Here is a 20252-nt window from a genome sequence, read left to right on the forward strand (position 1 = left end):
TGCCTGCACCGTCGTCACCGTTCCGTTGTACGTCTCCGTAAAACGGTACTCATAGTCCCCTGAGCCGCCGCTTCCCTTTGCCGTCAGCGTCACCGAATTCCCTGCATTAACTATGGAGGGCTGGCTGCTATTTATTTCAATTGATAATAATGCCCTTCCTTCAGGCTGAACACCTATGCTTTGCGTGCTCCTCCTGACTGAATTATTATTATCATCGCTATCTGTAGCTGCAGGTTCCTGGTTCTGGATTTCCTGCTCATTTTGTTCTTTTTCAATACCACTTTCGCTCTCTGAAGATACCTCTGCCGCAATAACTTCATAAGCCATCTCCTGCATGGTCACATTCCCTTGCGCATCTTTCAGCAATACACGAATTGTGTGAATACCTGCACCTTCAGCACTAAAACTGTAACTGTCTTTGTCACTGAAATCCTGCAATAATTCGGCATCCCCATCTTTTTGTATAAAACTATATTCATAGTAATTTTCTGTATTTTTTAATTCGACTTTAGCGGTAACCGTTTCGCCTTCATAGATTATATTATCCTTATCAAGACTCAAATCTGCATCTTCATTGATATCATAATCATGATTAATGTCTATATTATTCCCCTCCTCAGCTAATGCCAAGGCATTAATCTGGCTGAACAATAATGCCGCAATTATAAAACCCGATATTAATTTTTTCATCTTTAATTTCCTCTTTGTACCGTACTATCTAGTAACATCTATCTGTAAGTAATAACTCCCAGAACAGAAACATTATGTTTCTTCATTAGTTCTAAACATGTTTCCAATTCTGAATACTTGCAATATGCATAACGTTCAACAAATACAACCGTATCACATTTTTCTGCTTCAAATACATTCTTCGGATACTGAGTCAGCGTCTCCAGAATCTGAGTTTCAAATTCATCCTTTTTACCTAGTTCCTTCACACACTCCGCAATGGTCTTCAAAGCTCTGTCAGATTTAGAACTTGTTGTGAAGCCTATCTGTTTCCAATCATTCATACGGGCCTGCTCTACAATTGACTGTGCGGCATATTCCATCTGGCCCTTGGCTTTCTCTTCTTTGGTCAATTTATACGATTTTTTCTCGCCCATATTAATTCCTTTCTTTGATACTTATTTCTCCCAGAACAGTAAGTCCGACTGCCTCAAAATCACTCTTTCTGTTCAGCGTAGGAGAAAACAATATCTTGAAAAACGCTCCAATTACACTAAGCAGTGCACAAACAACAAATGCAAGAGCAGCTACCTTTGTCAGGCTCCACTGCTGTTTTTCCATAAGTGTCTTTGTATTGCTGTTGTCAATCGGAACAACTTGTTCATTTCTTGAAAGCTCTACAACATTCACTTGACTTCCCGCGTTGGCGGCCACCTGTTTAAACCAGGACATGTAAGCGTCTAACAAAGTTTCAGTAAACGCCTCGTCTGAAGTCCTTGCAGTTAATTTAATTGCAAACTTATCTTCATCAGTTGTTGAAAACACATACTGAGCAAGTGAATTCGTTGTTACAGATTCTTCCGTCACACCATTTCCCATAAAACCAGCTATGTCTTTCCTACTAAATTTATCCAACACCAAATCTGCCGTATATTCCCTACATTCTTTGTCATTCATTGTCGCTAGAAATGCAGCACTCAGACTTTTTGCGGTTACTGATTCTCCAGTGCCCTTATAGTCCAGATAAAATGAAACTGTTCTCATCTGAAGCTCTGATACATCTCCCACGTCCAGGTCAAGCTTTTCCGTTTTGAAAGGGAACAGCGCACATATGGCAGCGATTATGACAGTTCCTATCACACTGGCTATGATTATCTTCCATTTATACTTCCATATACCAACAAATACATCTTTTAACCCAAAATGTTCAAACATTCCACACCTCCTGTTATGTTTTAACAAACTCATATTTCTTGTAACATAGGCCGGCCAATAGATAACAGATTACCACTGCCAGCCAAAAACCAATCTGTATAGTAAAATCTAAGAACCCAGTCGCCTCGGCTCTGGGAACAAAAAATATCTGTGTTAGAATAAATAAAAATATGGTTGCCGTCAAGGAGTTCTTCTTTATAATCCTCATACCTTTTATTAGAATATATGCCAAAAGTAAACTATATACTGCGATTCCCAAATACCCAAAATCTATAAAGGTTTCCAATAAATACGACGAGCCCCAGCCATGCCCGGTTATATATTCATCTCCTTTTGATACATATGCCAGGCTGTGGGAAAGATTATTGCTCAACATGGCATTTTTAACACTGTTGCCACTGTCTAACGCTTCAGCTGAGAAAAATTTCTGTGCTATGGCCCCATGAGTTACGTAATCAATAAATCCTCCGAACGTATAGTTCTTTTCCATTCTGTTCGGTAAAATATCCATACAGGAATATCCAATATTCAAAACTTTAAAGGATACCCCCTGTCCATAAAAAAATGATACAAACAGCTTTCCAATTCCATTCGGTATATTGCTGTTGCCTACTCTTATGCTGGAATATGCCCCCATAAAAAGAAGTGCCGCTGGCGTTCCTATACCAATAGCCATTTTTTCCAGTTTGCCAAGCCATTTATCTTTATCATGCAGTGCATCCCTTATGAAGAAGTAAAGGAAGATGAATACCGCATTTAGCATAATCGGATTACGAACGCCAATTATGAGACCGGGAATTGCTGAGATCAAATATAGGGCCAAAGGTAAATAGCATTTCTTCTTTTCCGGAAAGGTTCCAAGAAAAATGCACAGGCTGTACTTCATAAACCCGGCAATAAGATGTATGATATAAGGCGCATGGCTTACAAAAGAAGAATAGTAATCCACATAATCTCTTCCACTCATAAATATAAGCTTCTCTACTTCCAGCATAAGGAATGCAATCATGGAAAAATAGAAAATGACAGCGGATATTATCTGAAGATTATTTCTAAACTTTTCTATATAATCTGTATTCCTGCCAATTATAACATTTCGTATCTTTTCCTTTTTATGCCGTTCGGCCAGGAGAGCGCCTGCAAACATCGCAATAAGACTTATTGTCAAAGCATTTATTGCAAAAAACAGACTGTCTTTGCCAAATTCCTTTACATACTCTTTCCACCAGTCATGGTCTCTAAACAGTTCAATAATTGGTCTGCCCAGAAGAAACACCAAAATCATAATATGGAACATGAGAAGAAATATTCTATTTTTTATGTTTTCCGAACAATATATAATATTGTTTAAAAAACATGCGACTGTACACAAGAGAGCAAAACTATACGACTTCAGGCAAATGCCCAGTATCGCAAAGATAATGCCCAAAACCAATACCGAATACCGCAAACATTTTTTCATAATAAAATCATAACTCCATTAATATCCATAAACGATACCTACTATTTTCTTATCCATTATTTTTAAAATATTTACTGTATCTTCTACTTCTGCAATTTTAGCATCATCCTTGCCAATTGCCAACACTATCTCATTTATACCACTTCTTTCTAGCTCCACATACATATCACCCGAATCTTGTATAACTGCTAATTTTTCATCTGAAAGATTTTTATTGGCCCCACCTGCCAGCCGCTCTAGCAAATCTGCCGTAATCTTTTTCGTTCCCACCCCAACTACAGCGCAGCTATGCAAACCCTGCTTTTCTACAAAACGGCTGAGTAAGAACGTAGTCATATCCAGACTATCATTCCTGAACTTTCCGCTTTTAATCTGCCCCAATAGCGGAATCTCTCGTAGTACCGGTACTTCATTTTTATTTCTGAACCGTTTGTCCCACAGGGAGCATATAAAGAGTGCAATAAGCGCTGCAATAAGAGAGAGGGCAAATATAAAGGCCAATTTCATAACAGATGTCGATTGACCTGGTACAGATGCATGCTCCACTCTAACATTCTCTGAAGGCTCCTGTAACATGACCACTTCTAAATCATCTGACATTTCTGTAATCTTGGTCTGTATCACTGTCGAATATATTTCAGCCACCGCTAGAGTCTCTTCTTCAGATTCTCCCTTTATGGTAACATTCAACAGCCTTTCTTCTGGTATAAGCTCCACTTGACCATCATCAAATTTGTAATCGTCAAAGCCCCGCTCTGCCATCGTCTGTACAATCTCCTGCTTAACCCCCTCGGTACTCATTAGATTGACTAAAGTCTTTAATCTGGCCTCTCCTGAAGATTCAAGACTGTTTTCTCTGTATGCATCAACGTAATTATTCAGCGCTTCCTTATTATTTTGCGCTCCGCTGTCTGATGATTTCAAATAGAAGACGCTTTCCGCCATATAGCTGTCATCAGGCACTATTTTTCCAGATGTGCTTGTAGAGAGGGCTAGCACCGCTCCTATCAGGACAGCAGCCAGAATAATCCACCAGAAGCGTCTAATATTGTCACGGAACTTCTCCCACGTAATTATTATTTCATTGTTGTGCTGAGTTTCCATTTTATCCTCCATTTGATGGTATATTTTAAGCCAGTGCTCTTTTTACTGCATCCGCAATAATGCGTATATCTGCCTCATTTAAGTACGGATGCATTGGCAAGGATAATACTGTAGTACATAATTCCCGTGTATTAAGGTTATCTATGTACTGTTTGTCTTCAGCGAATGCCTGCTGTGCACTCATCGCCTTCGGATAATAAATCATTGTAGGAATCCCTGCACTTTTAAGCGCATCCTGCACCTTTACCCTTTCTGCCTCATCACTGAACCGTATCGTATACTGTGCCCAGCTGGAATAAAAGCCTTCCGGTACGACCGGCGTTGGAACAACATCTTTAAGCAGCTCCGTATAGCACTCCGCCACCTTGTTTACAGCTTCCAGCTCATATTCAATAAAAGCTTTTAATTTCACCTGTAAAACTGCTGCCTGCAACGTGTCCAATCTTGAGTTCCATCCGATTCTTACATTGTCATATTTGCCCTTGGTGCCTTTTCCGTGCACTCTGACAGATTTGAGATATTCTGCCACTTCATCATCATTTGTGAATATAGCACCACCGTCACCATAACAGCCAAGCGGCTTAGCAGGAAAGAATGAGGTCGTCGCAGCATCACCAAAGCTGCCAGCCCTCTGCCCGTCTATACTTCCGCCAAACCCCTGTGCCGCATCTTCAAGCAGCAAAAGGTCATATTTATCGGCCACAGCTTTCAGTGCTTTGTAATCTGCAGGCTGTCCAAAAAGGTCAACCCCGATGACTGCTCTCGGAGTAAGCCTGCCCTCTTCCAATACTGCCTGTATAGCTCTTTCAAGCGATTTGGCATCTGCATTAAATGTATCTTTATGAACGTCATAAAATACCGGTGTCGCCCCCTCAAAAGATACCACCTCACCAGAAGCAAAAAAGGTAAAATCAGGAACAAATACCGCATCAAGTGGTCTGATGTCCCATGCCATCATCATCATTGTCAGAGCATCCGTACCATTCCCACATGTTACACAATGCTTTACGCCTACGTAGTCTGCCAGTTTGCCTTCCAGTTCCTGCACCTGTTTTCCATTAATAAAATTGCAGTCTGCCATTACTTTTCCAACTGCTTCGTTAATTTCGCCCTCTAAATGTTTATACTGGCTTTTTAAATCTCTGAATTCCATAAAAACCTCCTAATTTTTAATCCTGCTTTTAAGATAAAGCAATGTTTTTTCATAGAGCCTTCTTTGATATCCCTCACTGGCTGCTGATACTGTAGAATTATGCCAAAGTAAAACGGCCTCGCCATTATATACATATACGTGGTCCAGCAGCCTGCACACCTTTTTATAAGCTTCCTCTTCCGTTAATCCCATATATTCACTGCCATCTAACGTAACCTCCATCACGGTCATAGGGTGTAAGGTTAAGGGTGTTATTTCTTCTTCATTAAGATCAATCCATTTCACGGCTCTGCAGGTTCCTAACCTGAATCCGGCAGCATCTGCGAAGCCCATTGTAAAGTCATCCGTTATACCAAATCGTACTAAATGTTTAAATTCGAGAGGATGTCTGCTGGCCAGATAGTGATATCTGTTTAAGGTTATTTCATGATTGCAGATTCCCTCAATCCTCTCCTTCTCCTTTTTTATATTCTCCGGTGCTTTACCTGCCTCATAACTGATATGAATGCCGACAGTGGCACCGTTATTTTCTACATAATTCACAAAATCTTTTACATCTTTTTCTTTGTCAATGTACCCAAAGTCTCTCTGCGAATGTCCGCACCCCATTATGAAATAAACACATTTGCACTTTTCTGTCAGGCTCTGTACCGAATTATCCATCTTTAAAAGCCATGGAAATGTATATATAGAGTCATATTTTTTATAATTTAACCGCGCCTTGATACTTTCTGTTTTATTGCTTTTATTTAATACGACCCGTTTTGCCATAGTCTTCATCGCACTGAATAAATCTTTCCATTGCCATATCTGATCAACGTCATGGGTGAGATATATACGTTCAAATCCTTTCTTAGCCCTTCTAACGGGAATGCCCAGTTCTGCAAGACATGTTCTCAATAGATTTCCATATTCATCAACCAAAGGACGTTCCAGACAGCCGGCTTTATATAAAACCGATCCCTTACCCAGATACCGGCCATGTCCATCCCTGTTATCTGTCCGGACATATTCCTCATATCTCGTAATCATAAAAAAAGCCGATGCGATGATATCTGCGCCCAGTACAATCTTATTATCTTTTTTCTCTATCGTATCATCACCAAATAAGATAGGTAAACCTTTCATTTCCTTTAAAGGAAATGAAGGTAAGCTGTTTTCAGTCATATAAGTATCCGGCTTAAAAAAACCAGACTCCTTGATTACTACTCTTCCACCGTCCTCACCATATGAAATATATCGGGACAGCTCATCATTTTGCGGACCCAGAAGGAACTTTATGACATAATCTATAATTTTAGTTTTCATTACATTCACACTTGTTTAAACCTGTTTAATATTTTATAATATAGTAACTTCACCGGAGAAACAAATTCTTTTTCTAATTTAAAATAAGGCAATTGTCTCGTTCCTAATTTACTAAATGAATCTTCTACACTTTCAATCATACTGCCTTCCATATCAAAACTCTTTACCCTGCCAGTCAACCTCTTTATCATTTCAAATACTAAAAGTGTCAGAGCACCACTACTTCTAAAATCAGGGTAAATAGCTGAAATCAAATCAAATGCACATTCATCGTCCCAAATACAAAACACAGCAGCTTTTATATTTCCATCAATATCTTCAGCATAAATTGCCTGTCCAGAATTATTTTCATATGCTGCATTATAAATTTTTTCAAACAAGCAAAATGAATATGATATGTCAGTGCCACTCAATAGTAGACTCTTTTTATGCAATTCATAAAAATCTTTAGCTGACAAATTTTCTCTAACCTTAACTCCACATTTTGAGGCATGGCGTATCTGTTTCCTTTTAGATGAAGAAAAACTGTCAAACACTACATCAACATTTGATATATCCATGATACGATATGAATAAAAGGTTGTCTGTCTATAACCTTTCCAATAAAAAGGAAGCCAATTAGTTACTCTATAATCTTGCGTTTGTAAATAGCTGATTAAATTTTTACTTTCAAGCTGCTCAATCAGCTTTTTCATTATCTCTTTTTCATAAGACAGTTTTCTTTCATAGTTTTGATTCTGCGGGTACGATATTATCACTCCACTAGACTGAGTAAACTTAGGCTGTATGACCCTTATTTTATTGCCTAATCGTATAAAAGCATAAACCAGACAACCTGCTATTTGTCCACCTTTCTCTACTAAAACAACATCCCAATTATCTTCTCCGCAAACTGCATCCATCCAAAATGGCTTTTGAAAAATATTAACTCTTTCTTTTGTACAAAACTTTTTGTATTTTTCTTTATTACTAAGATTTAAACTGTTATTTTTTTCCATTTAAATTTCCACCATTCTACATAATAATATCTTTTTAAATAACTAAATCCCACTTTTTTCAAACCGAGCTGAGAAGGTCTATTATCAAAGGATGTTGTTATAGTGAAGCTCGTAATATCTTTGTCAGTACTGCATCTCTCAATCAAGGACTTTAACATTAACGGATATATATTATTGCCCCTGTACTTTGAATCAACATAGCAATAGTGTATATACGCACTATTTTTTACCCTGAAAGCCCCTTCAATATTTTGCGGCAACACACACGCAGCATGTCCCGCCATCTTGCCGTCCACATAAGCAAATACACATACTTGTCCTTTGCTAACCATATTTTCAAACGCATACTGAACATTCTTATTTCTCACAGCACAGACATCTTTACACATATGATTTGTAACCATCTCTATCCTGAGACGAGATTTTAAATTAGAATCAACTTCTACTTTCGTCCCCTGGTCGAGATAAAATAATATACCTCCTTTTATATGAGGCAGGTATTTGTTTATTTTTTTCATTATACTCATAACGATATCCCACTTTCGATACTAAAGCTGTGACACCAAAAAGTAAATGCCATAGATGACCACCGAACTTCCGACTATATATTTTGCCACAAAGACGGCGAATCTTTTCATACTAAACTGCGTAGTCTTTATACACAAAAAAATATTCACAAAATTACAGATACCATCACAGAACGCATAAAAAATTACTGTTTGTACTACCGTCAGGCTTAATACTCTTGCTATTACAAAACATAAAATGTACTGCAATAATGAATAGATTGAACAAATTAATGCCAGCTTCTGTTTTTCCACAATTACAAAGGTCCCGGATATACACGCCGAACAATACTTCAGTAAATACAGAAACCCCAGGGCCGTGATATATACTCCTGAGACAGCCCATGCAGGACCTAATACAAATTCAACTATCTGCTTACCTGCTACTACAAGGATTCCTATAGGTATTACTGCGAGTTTTATATTCTTCTCCACCATGTCAAAGCACAAGCTACCGATGTCTTCGCCTCTGCTGTACCTATCGGCAGCTTCTCTGTAATATACACGATTTACAGGTGTAGCAAGTAAGGTTACGGGTACGCTGAGAATCTTGCATGCCATTGTGTATCCACCTAACGCAGCACTTCCAAATATGCGTCCCAGAAACTGAATCGGTAATTGAGCTGAAACTATGGACACCATATTGGCGGGCATCTGTACGAGAGGATAGGCTTTATATCTGATAAGAGTGTCTTTTAAATCCTTTAAGCCAGCATGCCCCTCATATGGATTAACTTTCCTGCGCATATGGATTATACATACAATATATGACAATAATGTTCCAATAATATAGCCTGTTGTACCCAGCCCTGCTGCTCCCAATGCAATAGAAAACCCAGAGTTCGCTATTGCAGAAAGGATAGGATTCCAGAACAATATCTTATACATCTTCTTACGGTTAACAAATGCATAATAAACATTCTGTTCATTAAAGAGCAAAACATATAAAATCAAAAATACTACGGATAAGTAATAATTTCCCTTAACATTAAATATATGAATATTTGGAGAGATTATCAGTATACCGACAAAGATTACTAAAAGGAATAAACAATTAGCCGTTCTGATCAGCTTGCAGATTTTTACCGCCTCATCATCCTCTTTTGGTATCATAATCGCAACCAGCAAAGCCATGGTTACAAAACTGGATATGATATTTCCATTGCTTAAAATCAAATCATATTCACCCAATTCAGATGGGGTAAATATTCTGCTGATAACAGGCAGAAGAAGCATATTAATTGCGTAACCAATAACAACTCCCGATGCAAGCACGGCTATATTCTTTAATATATCAGAATTCTTTATCTTCTCAATATATAATTTTATCATAGATATACTGCCTCTATCTCTCCAATTTTTTCCCGCAAACCGGACAGATAAGATTATCCGGCAGTACCTCTCCGCATTCGCAGACCCAGCCAATCTGTCTGGCAGGAACTCCGGCCATAAGAGCATGGTTCGGGACATCTTTCGTAACAACTGCTCCCGCAGCAATCATTGCCCATTTTCCTATTGTATGCCCACAGACAATCGTCGCATTGGCACCAACTGTGGCTCCCTCTCTTAAGATAGTCTTCTTGTAGCCGGCATTACCTTTCGGATATTTGGCTCTGGGAGTAGTATCATTGGTAAAAACCATAGAAGGACCACAAAAAACGTAGTCCTCTAATTCCACCCCTTCATAAATCGAAACATTATTCTGTACTTTAACACCATTGCCAATTTTCACATTATTAGAAATATTGACATTCTGACCAAAAGAGCAGTTCTTTCCTATAACGGCCCCACTCTGGATATGAGAAAAATGCCACACTTTCGTGCCTTCTCCTATTGTAACATCCTCATCTATATAACTGCTTTCGTGAACGAAATAAGCACTCATTAAAACTCTCCTGTCATATCGATGCTGGCAAAATGTTCCACCGGAAACTTCACCGGCTTACCTTCCTTCTGACTCTTATAGATTGCCAGAACGAGTTCCAGTGCATTCTTACCGGCACGTGCATTAACATAGGGCTCTCTGTCATTTTGAATTGCATCAATCACATCTGCATACAGGCTTGTATGTCCGTTGCCATATACATTGCTTGTCTCCTCTTCAAGGCCTTTGTTCTTTTTATCCTCCTCCGTCTCGTCTGCAAAATCCCACACATCGATGTTGTTGGTTGATTTTCCTCCCAGCTTAACTGTACCATTCTCTCCAAATACGTATAACGTTTCCTCCAGATTCTGCGGATACACATTCGTAGTTCCCTCGACAGTAGCAACTGCTCCGTTCTTAAACTTGACTACAGCCATACCAATATCTTCCGCCTCCAAATAATCGTGGAACTGCTGGCGTGTCACTCCGTAAACCTCATCTATATCATCTCCCATCATCCACCGCAGCAAATCTATACCGTGTATACACTGATTCATCAATGCGCCGCCGTCCTGTGCCCATGTCCCGCGCCAAGGTGCCTGGGTGTAATACCCTTTATTACGGTTCCATCTGACGTGTATCGCCCCATGTGACATACGGCCAAACCGGCCTGCTTCTACTGCTCTTCTCAATTCCTGAACAGCTACGTTAAAACGATTCTGATGGCAGGCAGATACTTTTACACCTTTTTCGTCCGACAATTTAATTATCGCTTCTGCATCATCCAAACTCATAGCCATCGGTTTTTCAATAATGACATTGATTCCATGCTCGATACAATAAAGGGCAATTTCTGCATGATTCCCACTTTCAGTCGCAATTCCGGCTAATTCAATCTCATTTTCTTCAATAAGTTTTTTATAATCAGTATATCTCTTAATCCCCACATCCCCCTGTAAATCATGCTTCGCTAACAGCTCCTCCATATGCTCGGGGATAACATCACATACCGCGACAAGCTCGAGGTTATTATTTACAACCGCTTTCACATGGTTCGTAGCAATACGGCCACAGCCAATCAGTGCATATTTCATCTTATATGTCCTCCTATAGTATTTCTACATTCTCTTTATTTTCTACATTTTTCATAACATTCTTTGTATCAAATACAGCGGTTGCATTTTCCTGTACCATCTTATAATCCACATTAGAATGAGCTGTCGTAATCATAACCAGATCATAGTCTTTTATTATCTCTGGAGATATCTTTTCAATGCCTTTTTTTACAGTGCCGTTATATTTGTATTCAGCTACCCACGGATCATAGAATTCCACATCAGCCTTCTCTCTCTTAAGTATTTCGATTACCCTAAGAGCCGGGCTTTCACGATAGTCGTCGATATCCTGTTTATATGCTACTCCTAATACCAATACTTTAGCCCCATTCATAGCCTTCGAGTGCCGGTTTAAAATCTTGCTGGCCCTCTCGACACAGTATTCAGGCATCCTGTCGTTAATCATCATTGAACTCTCTATCATGGAAGTATGGAAACCATACTCTCTTGCTTTCCATGTGAGATAATAAGGATCAAGCGGAATACAGTGTCCTCCCAGACCCGGACCCGGGTAAAATGCCTGGAAACCATATGGCTTCGTCTTAGCGGCGTCAATAACCTCCCACATACTGATACCCATTTTCTGGCACAGCATTGTCAATTCATTTACCAGCCCTATGTTGATGTTTCGGTATGTGTTCTCCAATATCTTTTCCATCTCAGCAATTGCAGGAGATGACACTTCACAGACATCACCCTCTAACACGGAACGATACATGGAGGCGATAACCTCTGTAGCATCTTTTCCGATAGCTCCTACTACTTTTGGTGTATTCTTTGTCTTATAGATCAGATTACCCGGATCTACTCTTTCAGGTGAAAAGCCCAGATAAAAGTCTTCCTCACATTTTAATCCAGAGCCCTCTTCCAATATAGGCCTTATGAGTTCTTCAGTTGTACCCGGGTATGTAGTAGACTCTAATACTACCATAGTACCCTTCTTTAAATATTTTGCTATCGCTTCTGTCGAAGATTTGACGTAGCTGATATCCGGCTGTTGATGCTCGTCCAATGGAGTTGGAACGCAGATTGCAATAAAATCAACGTCCTTTACAAAACTGAAGTCCGTTGTTGCTTTGAACATGCCGCTCTCTACGAGCTCTTTCAAGTCATCATCCACAACGTCACCGATATAATTGTGTCCCGCATTAACCATCTCAACTTTGGCATCCTGGACATCAAAACCTATTGTCTTAAAACCAGCTTTAGCTTTTTCAACAGCTAAAGGAAGGCCGACATACCCAAGACCAACAACACCTACCGTTAATTCTTTTTTTTCGATTTTCTTCAATAATTCCTGTTTCATGCTTCTCTCCTAACTATTTTTATTTGCAACTATTAACTGTTATCTTTTTTCATGTCAAATTTAATCTTTTTAAAATCATCTTCCTTATTATAGAACAAACAAAGAAAAATTAAAACTGTAAGCGGGCCAAAGAGTATCGAATCTATAATACCTCCATCATTTAATATAAATATCGCAAAAAAACTGATTCCTAACGCAAAAGAGTATCCGTTATATTTTGCAAACTCATCAATCACAAGGATTAGCAGCGCAAATAGTATACCTACCAACAGAATACCGAAAAGCCCAAATCTATAATACCCCTCTGCCCAAAAGCCTGTATTGGAATTCATCTCTGGTTTATTAAAATATTCTGTGGATATAATGATTCCAATACGCTCTTTATATGGGAATTCTATGCCCAGAAATTTTCCCCACAACGTACCTGCGAGTCCTATCAATGTATGTGTCGAGAAATAATCATAATATATAAATTTTAAGTTTGCCGACAGAATAAGCACTCTTCTGACAAACAAATCATAAAGCTGATAAAAAAAATTCAACTTGAATCCAAGTGATGTTACTAATACAGTACCGATTGACAGTCCACAAAATGCCAGCTTATTAAAACTTTTCAAGTTAGAAACAATAGCAATTCCTACAACAAGCGGTATAACAAACAATATACTTTTCTGAGCAGCATAGAGATAAGCCAGGAATTGCAAGCCGCATAGTGTAATCACAGTTAAATACTTCTTTCTGCCTATTGCTCTGACAATAAGAAACGGGGTTATTATCATATACTGCCAGTTGAACAGATACCCTACATACTTGTTTAATTGGAAGTCGCTTCTTACCGAATATACTTCATATATATCAAGTGCTTTTAAACTAAACATTCCATTCTGCAGTACAATCGTAATATATACAATAATAGTTATAAGATAGAATGCTATAATGATGGCCTTGCTTGCCAGATTTATTTTTGGTATTACTATATCCCTTCCCATCCATACGACGATTTCCGCCGCGGCAAAACTGGAACAGACGGCTGTATAGTACAAGATGTTTTCATTACTGAATGCAAAGATAACCGTAATTGGTATAATCGCCATAAAATATTCAAGTTCCAAAAAAAAGACAGACGGTTTTCTTATATCATGTCTAATCATGGCAAAAAGCAAAAAGCACCAGAAAAAGCCCAACAAATATTTCCCCAGACTAAAGTCATATCTATATACTCCCAGGCCTCCATATGCTTTTGAGAGCAAGAACCAAAAACCCAATTCTAAAGCAAGTTTATATATCAGCATTATTATCAGCAATAACATAGTATTTGTCAAGTTTTTATTTCCCTGCTGCTTCTGATACACGTTCACTGCCTCCCGTCTATTCAAGGGCTTTCAAATATTCCCGGACCACATTGTTCCAGGTATATTTTCCCTTTAGATTCTGTGCGCCCATCTGTTTCTCCAGAAGCAGTTCTTTCTTTTCAACTATCTCTGATAACAGCTCCCTTAAGCTTTCAACATTATAGTCAAATACAAATCCACAGCCGTTCGATATCACGAACCTCTCCGGCGCCATCCCTTTGCACAAAATAACTGGAATTCCCGTCGCAATGGCTTCATACAGCTTAATAGGATATGCCGCCCTCCAGTTTGGTACTTCAATATTATATGCGCAGTAAATTATATCCGTATCTGCAAACAGCTTTTCCGTATCCTCCGCGTAATTATAATAACCTGTTATGTCAACGTTCTCATAAGCGTGTTCAATGCTCTTTAGTTTTTCATAAGCCTCGCCCATTCCATGAATCCCAATTCTAATGCCTTTCAGCCCCTGCGCTGCATCCATCAGCATCTTAAGCGACTTAACGTCTCTTACGGAACCGATATAATTAATTCTGATTATATCGCTTTTTTTATGAACAATTTTGTTATAAATCTCTTCCTTGGGATAATTGGGTATATATAATACTTTGTTTTTATTTCTTTCCGATGTATACTCCATCTGTTTGGGCACGACATGTACGAGGAAATCACTGCGGTTCTGAACATAGCCACTTACCAGTTTGACAACCCTGTTCTTCAATGCCTGTGTACTTTGTCCCTCGTACATTTCTCTCATTACAAATACGATATTATCAACTTTTTTTCTGCCGGCCCATACTCCCGCCAAAGCCATCTCAATATTATGGCAGATAAGGCTGTCCGTTTTCTCACTTCTCAAATAATTCCTCAGCCATAATATATAGCGCATATACCATCCAATATATACTACTTTTTTTAATACATTTCCTATTCTGCCTTTTGAGAGTCTGGATATCAGTTTGTCATCTTTGCATATGAAATGCAGGGTATTTATATCTGCTATTTTATTAGCAGTTACTTTCTTTCCCGCCACTTTCCTCTCCATCAGGATTGTCTCCACATTGTAGCCATGCGCCTTAAAAAACCGGGCCTCTTCCATTGGGCGGTTTTCATAATATTGTATTGTCTCGTATGGATTGATAGCTAATATTTTTATATTCTTCATCACTTATCTTCCTGAATCTTCCAGCAACGTTTAGCCTTTTAACACTTTAATCTTTCTCTTTACCATGCGAAGGAATGCCAGCATTTTTTTCCTGGAGTGATACATATCCTCCGTCTTCTTTTGACCCTTCATTATACTTTCCCACTCGGAATCAGAAATATCAAGCTTTTTAAGTATGTATTCCTTATCCTCCATCATCTCGGCTTCTGTATAATCCGAATCATCCTTCATAGCTTCCAGTGCTTCTTCTCTTGTCATCTCACCACCCAATACCAGACTAGACAGATGAGAACGCTTTTTATCGTAGCCAAATCTCTGTGGCAGGAAATACCCCTGAAAGAATTTAGTGAATCTGGATTCATAATGCTTTCCGCCATAATATTCCCAGCCGAACTCCCTTTCCAGTGTTTCCATTGCCTCTTTTTTAGAATAAGGCACGTAATTAAGCAAATCTACCCTGACAATTTCAGACTGATACTTTAGATACTTCAGCACTCCAAAATGCGGATATTTCTTTAAGCTCTTTCCCCGTCCGTATTTCTTATACACGCTCTTTATGTTGGCATAATCTGTTGCAGTATATCCCCAAGCCACCGGCGATACGCCTTCCGTAGCAACATTGCTGCCATTCAGCATATATTTTACATGGCACTTAGAAGCATAGTTATACATAGCTGCAAGAAAAACATGATCCTGAGGAACGTCCAGATTGGCCAGGCCGGAGAACATGTATGCTCTCTGCAGCTCCTTCATAGTCGGCCAATCAATAACTACAGTGTGCAGATCTATTTTCAATTTTTCGCACATCTTTTTAATATTCTTTACGGCAACATCGCTGTTCCATCCCGCGTCAACATGGACAGCCAGCACCCGAAGATTCAGTTTTTTAGTGAGATAAGCCATATATGCACTGTCTACTCCGCCGGAGATTCCCAGTATACAGTCATATTCTTTTCCCTGTCCGTCTTTCTTCATCTGGGCAACTAAACGCTTCAGCTTTTCATCGCTGCTTCCCTCACGATATCCATATAGTTCCTCATTAGCATCAAATCTATGACAATGATTGCAAACTCCATTGTCATCAAAATAAATTTTTGGATCTGATGTGTCCATTATACACCTTGTACAAATCTGATATTTACTCATCACAATAAACTCCTTCTTTATATAATTCACTTTCTTCGGGTACATTAATCAGCACTGCTTTTTTTCTGCCAAAATATACAAACATACTGCCGGCTGATACTGCATGGGCTCCCCCCTTCTCCAAAGCCATCTTTAAGTCAGGCACCCCCCCTGCGCCGCCGCAGGCAACTACTGGAATATTAACCGTCTCAGTGACTTGGCGAATCAAATCGATGTCATACCCCTGCATCAAACCATCATTATCAATAGAATTAATAATTATCTCACCAGCACCTGATTGTTCATAATGCTTTGCCAGCTTTGCAGGAGACACTTTTATCTTTGTGTTCCCTCCGTCTATAAAGCATGAGTATTTTCCAAATAACTCTCTCTTTGCATCTATTGACGCCACGACACTCTGGCTCCCCGCATATTCCACCGCCTTTTTCAACAACGAGTCATCTTTGTTTATTGCGGAATTAATTATAACTTTCTCAAAACCAATAGCAAACAATTCTTTAATCTGATTCAAGTCAGTAATACCACCTCCATAACTCAATGGCATAAATGCTTCAGAGGCTATGTTCTTAAGGTAGTCAAAATCCGGGCTACCACCGCTTTTCGCGGCCCCAATATCAAGCAGACATAATTCATCCACGCCTTTTTCATTAAATATACGGACTGCATTGATTGGATCGCCCAGATAATTTGGATTTTTAAATTTTGTCGTCTTTACTAATCCCTGCTCCAGTAGCAGAAGACAGGGAATTACTCTCGGTCTATTATACATTATCAACACTCTTTCGAAAAATTTTCTAATAATTTCATTCCGAATATATGGCTTTTTTCAGGATGGAATTGTGTTCCGTAAATATTGCCATTAAATACTGCTGCTGCAAATTCATATCCGTAATCACATGTCATCAGTACATTTGCTCTGGAATCGCAGACAGCATGATATGAATGTACAAAATAATATCTTTGCTTATCCTCTATATCCTTTACCAGATTATTTTCTCTGTTAATTATATCAACATAATTCCAGCCCATATGAGGAACTTTCAAGCCATCATCCGCAAAGCTGAATCTTTTATTATCAAACGGAATTAAGTCTAATCCTTTTTCTTCGCCCTCTTCGCTCTTTCTTCCTAACATCTGCATTCCCAGGCATATGCCCAGTATCGGTTTCTTTTTATCACATGCCTGCTCAAGTATTACCTTATCAAATTCTTTTTCGCGAAGACATCTCATGCCATTATCAAAGGAACCCACACCAGGTAGAATGAGCTTATCAGCTTGTTCTATTTCTTTAATGCTGTCAGTTATAACTGTTTCTACACCAATTTTGTTTAACATGTTTTTTATGGAACCGAGATTACCTATCCCATAGTCAAGTACTGCAATCATGCTGTCCTCTCCCCTGCTCATTATGCTAATTTAGAATATATATCAACCAGTTTCTTTTCTTCTATGCCCCAGTTATATTCTCTGCAGATTGCCTCACGTCCATTCTTGCCTAATTCATATGACATTTCTCTATCCGCAAGCAGCTTGTTTACGGCACCTTCAATTTCTTTTACATTTTCGGGATTCACTGAAATACCACATTCACTGCTTTCGATAATGTTCTTCCACACTTTAAAGTCAGACGCTACAATCGGTATTCCCGCTGCCATGTATTCAAACATTTTAATAGGAAGCGCTTTTCTGTGGTTAGGCGTATTTTTTAATACTACCAAGCCTATCAGGCTTCTATTATATAGGTCATTTATCTCGGAACGGCTTAAATATCCGAGTAGCTTTACCTTTTTCCATCCCGGCAGCCGCTCAAGCTCCTTCTTATACTCCTGATTTATAGCCCCCGCAATCTGAAGTTCTGCATCAATATGCTCCATCACCTTAACCAGTTGCGTGATACCCCTCTGCTCCGTTATTCCTCCTGCATAGCACAAGATTCTTTCTCGCTTCGCATAATCATCATTCTTGCATTGAATATCTGATAACAACGGATAATTCTTGACAGATCCTGCCTTACATCCATATTTACTAAATATATTAGCAATATGGTCTGTCGCCGTTACAATATAGTCCAGCTTCCCTGCAATTCGTTTCTCATATTGTTCATATGTTTTTGACACAAAAGTCCGCATCTTCAACGGGATCCAAGTCTTCGCCAATATTTGTCTGGGAACATCCTCATGGCTGTCATATACAACTATTTTATTTTTCTTTTTTAATTTTAAGGCATATGGAAGCAATTCCGGATCATGAAAATGATATATATCCGCATTTACTGCCAACGCTTCTTTGTACACAAGGTGCGACATAAATAACATACGGTATAAACGGCTGTTGGACTTTTTCGTTACTCCTTTGACTTTTACATTATCCCTGTCAAATGATTTGCCCGGTACCACTAGAATAGTATCATACCCTGCTTTTGCCAGTGATACACACTCTTTATGAAAAATCCTTACATCTCTGCTGTCATGTGCACTTGTCATATGGCAGACCCGTTTTATACCCATTCGTTTATGCCTCCTTATACCGCTGATTATTTCAAATTGTTACATTTTTTTACACCTGTTACATAATAACAAATTTTTTCCACAAATACAATCTTTATGTGATACTTAATAGATTTTCGCATATAAAGGGGGGAGGTACAGCTTCGCACCCTCCCCCATAGTTTTTATTTAATATACAACAACAGTTGTACCTTTCGGAATGTTATCATATATCCATTTTGCATTCGGAATCTGGAGCCTTACACATCCATGAGATAATGCCATACCTACACGTCCATCCATAATGCTTCCATTTTTATAGCATAAAACAGTATGAAAAAGATAGTTGCCATAAAACTGAGTATACCAGAAACACCTCGCAGAGCCGGAATCAAAATAATACCCTTTCATCCCTACCTTGAATATTCCTCCCACTGTAGGCGTAGACGGAGCTCCATCTGCGCAGTCCCAATAGTACAGATTATTCCACAAACCCTTGCCCCCTTTGAACACACCTACTTTGTGGGAAGCCCTGTCAACCATTATCAGATATGGGGTGGTACTGGAGTATCCCTGGGCCATACTGTACATACGGGCCATACGAGTAGGCACTGCAACACCATTGGAACCGATTTGATAACCATTAATCGTCGTATTTCTCGCCATTATCTTCGAATCAGGATAAAAGTAATACAGTTTGCCGCCAATCGTATAAAAACCGCTGACCATATGTCCCTTAGAATTAGCATAATATTGCGTGGAACCAAAAGATACCCACTGATTCTTGTATGGGAAGCCGGTAGCCGGATTGAAATAATATTTGTTCCCCTTATATTCTCCCCATCCGCTCTTTTTTATCATTGCACCCTTCTGATCAAAAGAGTAAGCAACTCCATCTATGGCATAATTACCTTTGACCACTACATATGCTGAGTTGCAGAAATAATTATTGCTGTCTGCGTAAAGCCAGCCTTTCCTAAGACTTCCGTCTTCCATTGCAAAGTAAGTGTTTCCATTTACCGTTATCCATCTCGACTGTCGAATACCTTCTGCATTAAAGTAATATCTCTTCCCACTTACAGTCTGAAATCCCTTCAGAGCTGCTCCGTCTCCTCCGCAGAAATAATAATGACCTCCCGTATACAGCCAGCCATTTGTGCGCAGGCTTCCGTCTTCCATTCCAAAATATTTTTTACCATTTTGTTCTATCCACCTTGTCTGGCGGATTCCATCCGCATCAAAATAGTATCTCTTTCCGCTTATCGTCTGAAATCCTTTTAAGACTCCCCCGTCTCCTCCGCAGAAATAATAATGACCTCCCGTATACAGCCAGCCATTTGTGC

The 20252-nt window shown here is 39.1% G+C and carries 20 protein-coding genes; all 20 read right to left on the minus strand.

The features are described from left to right. A partial coding sequence (locus HJV72_RS17875; RefSeq protein WP_208073045.1) for a hypothetical protein occupies window positions 1-690 on the minus strand: 690 nt, incomplete at its 3' end. 38 nt (window positions 691-728) lie between these two features. After that, window positions 729-1106 (minus strand): hypothetical protein, encoded by a 378-nt coding sequence (locus tag HJV72_RS17880; protein WP_208073047.1) that lies wholly within the window; start codon window positions 1104-1106, stop codon window positions 729-731. Window position 1107: 1 nt separating this feature from the next. After that, window positions 1108-1884 carry a hypothetical protein gene (locus HJV72_RS17885; protein WP_208073049.1) on the minus strand — a complete coding sequence of 259 codons (777 nt, stop codon included), beginning with the start codon at window positions 1882-1884 and terminating at the stop codon, window positions 1108-1110. Window positions 1885-1897: 13 nt separating this feature from the next. Next, window positions 1898-3346, minus strand: coding sequence for an O-antigen polysaccharide polymerase Wzy family protein (locus HJV72_RS17890; protein WP_208073051.1), 1449 nt, complete (start codon window positions 3344-3346; stop codon window positions 1898-1900). A gap of 18 nt (window positions 3347-3364) precedes the next feature. Continuing rightward, entirely contained in the window at window positions 3365-4450 is a 1086-nt protein-coding gene (locus tag HJV72_RS17895) for a hypothetical protein (RefSeq protein ID WP_208073053.1), read from the minus strand. Window positions 4451-4475: 25 nt separating this feature from the next. Further along, complete coding sequence (locus tag HJV72_RS17900; RefSeq protein ID WP_208073055.1) at window positions 4476-5603, minus strand: DegT/DnrJ/EryC1/StrS family aminotransferase; 1128 nt, start codon at window positions 5601-5603, stop codon at window positions 4476-4478. A 9-nt stretch (window positions 5604-5612) separates the two neighbouring features. Beyond that, entirely contained in the window at window positions 5613-6911 is a 1299-nt protein-coding gene (locus HJV72_RS17905; protein ID WP_208073057.1) for a polysaccharide deacetylase family protein, read from the minus strand. Between the two features lie 5 nt (window positions 6912-6916). Next, window positions 6917-7909 carry a methicillin resistance protein gene (locus HJV72_RS17910; protein ID WP_208073059.1) on the minus strand — a complete coding sequence of 331 codons (993 nt, stop codon included), beginning with the start codon at window positions 7907-7909 and terminating at the stop codon, window positions 6917-6919. Beyond that, entirely contained in the window at window positions 7888-8436 is a 549-nt protein-coding gene (locus HJV72_RS17915; protein WP_208073062.1) for a GNAT family N-acetyltransferase, read from the minus strand. Before HJV72_RS17915 ends, HJV72_RS17910 begins: the two co-directional genes overlap by 22 nt. A gap of 21 nt (window positions 8437-8457) precedes the next feature. Next, complete coding sequence (locus HJV72_RS17920; RefSeq protein ID WP_208073063.1) at window positions 8458-9807, minus strand: oligosaccharide flippase family protein; 1350 nt, start codon at window positions 9805-9807, stop codon at window positions 8458-8460. 13 nt (window positions 9808-9820) lie between these two features. Continuing rightward, window positions 9821-10360 carry an acyltransferase gene (locus HJV72_RS17925; RefSeq protein ID WP_208073065.1) on the minus strand — a complete coding sequence of 180 codons (540 nt, stop codon included), beginning with the start codon at window positions 10358-10360 and terminating at the stop codon, window positions 9821-9823. Next, a complete protein-coding gene (locus tag HJV72_RS17930; RefSeq protein ID WP_208073068.1) occupies window positions 10360-11433 on the minus strand; it encodes a Gfo/Idh/MocA family protein in 1074 nt (357 codons plus the stop codon). Before HJV72_RS17930 ends, HJV72_RS17925 begins: the two co-directional genes overlap by 1 nt. A 13-nt stretch (window positions 11434-11446) precedes the next feature. Further along, the gene (locus HJV72_RS17935; RefSeq protein WP_132279325.1) at window positions 11447-12760 is read right to left on the minus strand and encodes a nucleotide sugar dehydrogenase; all 1314 of its coding nucleotides are present in this window, start codon (window positions 12758-12760) and stop codon (window positions 11447-11449) included. A 32-nt stretch (window positions 12761-12792) separates the two neighbouring features. Next, window positions 12793-14112 carry a hypothetical protein gene (locus tag HJV72_RS17940; protein WP_208073070.1) on the minus strand — a complete coding sequence of 440 codons (1320 nt, stop codon included), beginning with the start codon at window positions 14110-14112 and terminating at the stop codon, window positions 12793-12795. A gap of 16 nt (window positions 14113-14128) precedes the next feature. Further along, window positions 14129-15277 carry a glycosyltransferase gene (locus HJV72_RS17945; RefSeq protein WP_208073072.1) on the minus strand — a complete coding sequence of 383 codons (1149 nt, stop codon included), beginning with the start codon at window positions 15275-15277 and terminating at the stop codon, window positions 14129-14131. Window positions 15278-15307: 30 nt separating this feature from the next. Continuing rightward, entirely contained in the window at window positions 15308-16423 is a 1116-nt protein-coding gene (locus HJV72_RS17950; RefSeq protein WP_208073074.1) for an N-acetyl sugar amidotransferase, read from the minus strand. Beyond that, window positions 16416-17192 carry an AglZ/HisF2 family acetamidino modification protein gene (locus HJV72_RS17955; RefSeq protein WP_208073076.1) on the minus strand — a complete coding sequence of 259 codons (777 nt, stop codon included), beginning with the start codon at window positions 17190-17192 and terminating at the stop codon, window positions 16416-16418. Before HJV72_RS17955 ends, HJV72_RS17950 begins: the two co-directional genes overlap by 8 nt. A 2-nt stretch (window positions 17193-17194) precedes the next feature. Continuing rightward, on the minus strand, window positions 17195-17809 hold the full coding sequence (hisH, locus tag HJV72_RS17960) for an imidazole glycerol phosphate synthase subunit HisH (RefSeq protein ID WP_208073078.1): 615 nt from the start codon (window positions 17807-17809) through the stop codon (window positions 17195-17197). Window positions 17810-17829: 20 nt separating this feature from the next. After that, on the minus strand, window positions 17830-18930 hold the full coding sequence (locus tag HJV72_RS17965) for a glycosyltransferase family 4 protein (protein WP_208073080.1): 1101 nt from the start codon (window positions 18928-18930) through the stop codon (window positions 17830-17832). A 168-nt stretch (window positions 18931-19098) separates the two neighbouring features. Continuing rightward, window positions 19099-20252, minus strand: a 1154-nt coding sequence (locus tag HJV72_RS17970; RefSeq protein WP_208073082.1) for a L,D-transpeptidase family protein, incomplete at its 5' end; no start/stop codon positions are given.

Source organism: Extibacter sp. GGCC_0201, assembly GCF_017566055.1.
Classification (GTDB): Bacteria; Bacillota; Clostridia; order Lachnospirales; family Lachnospiraceae; genus Extibacter.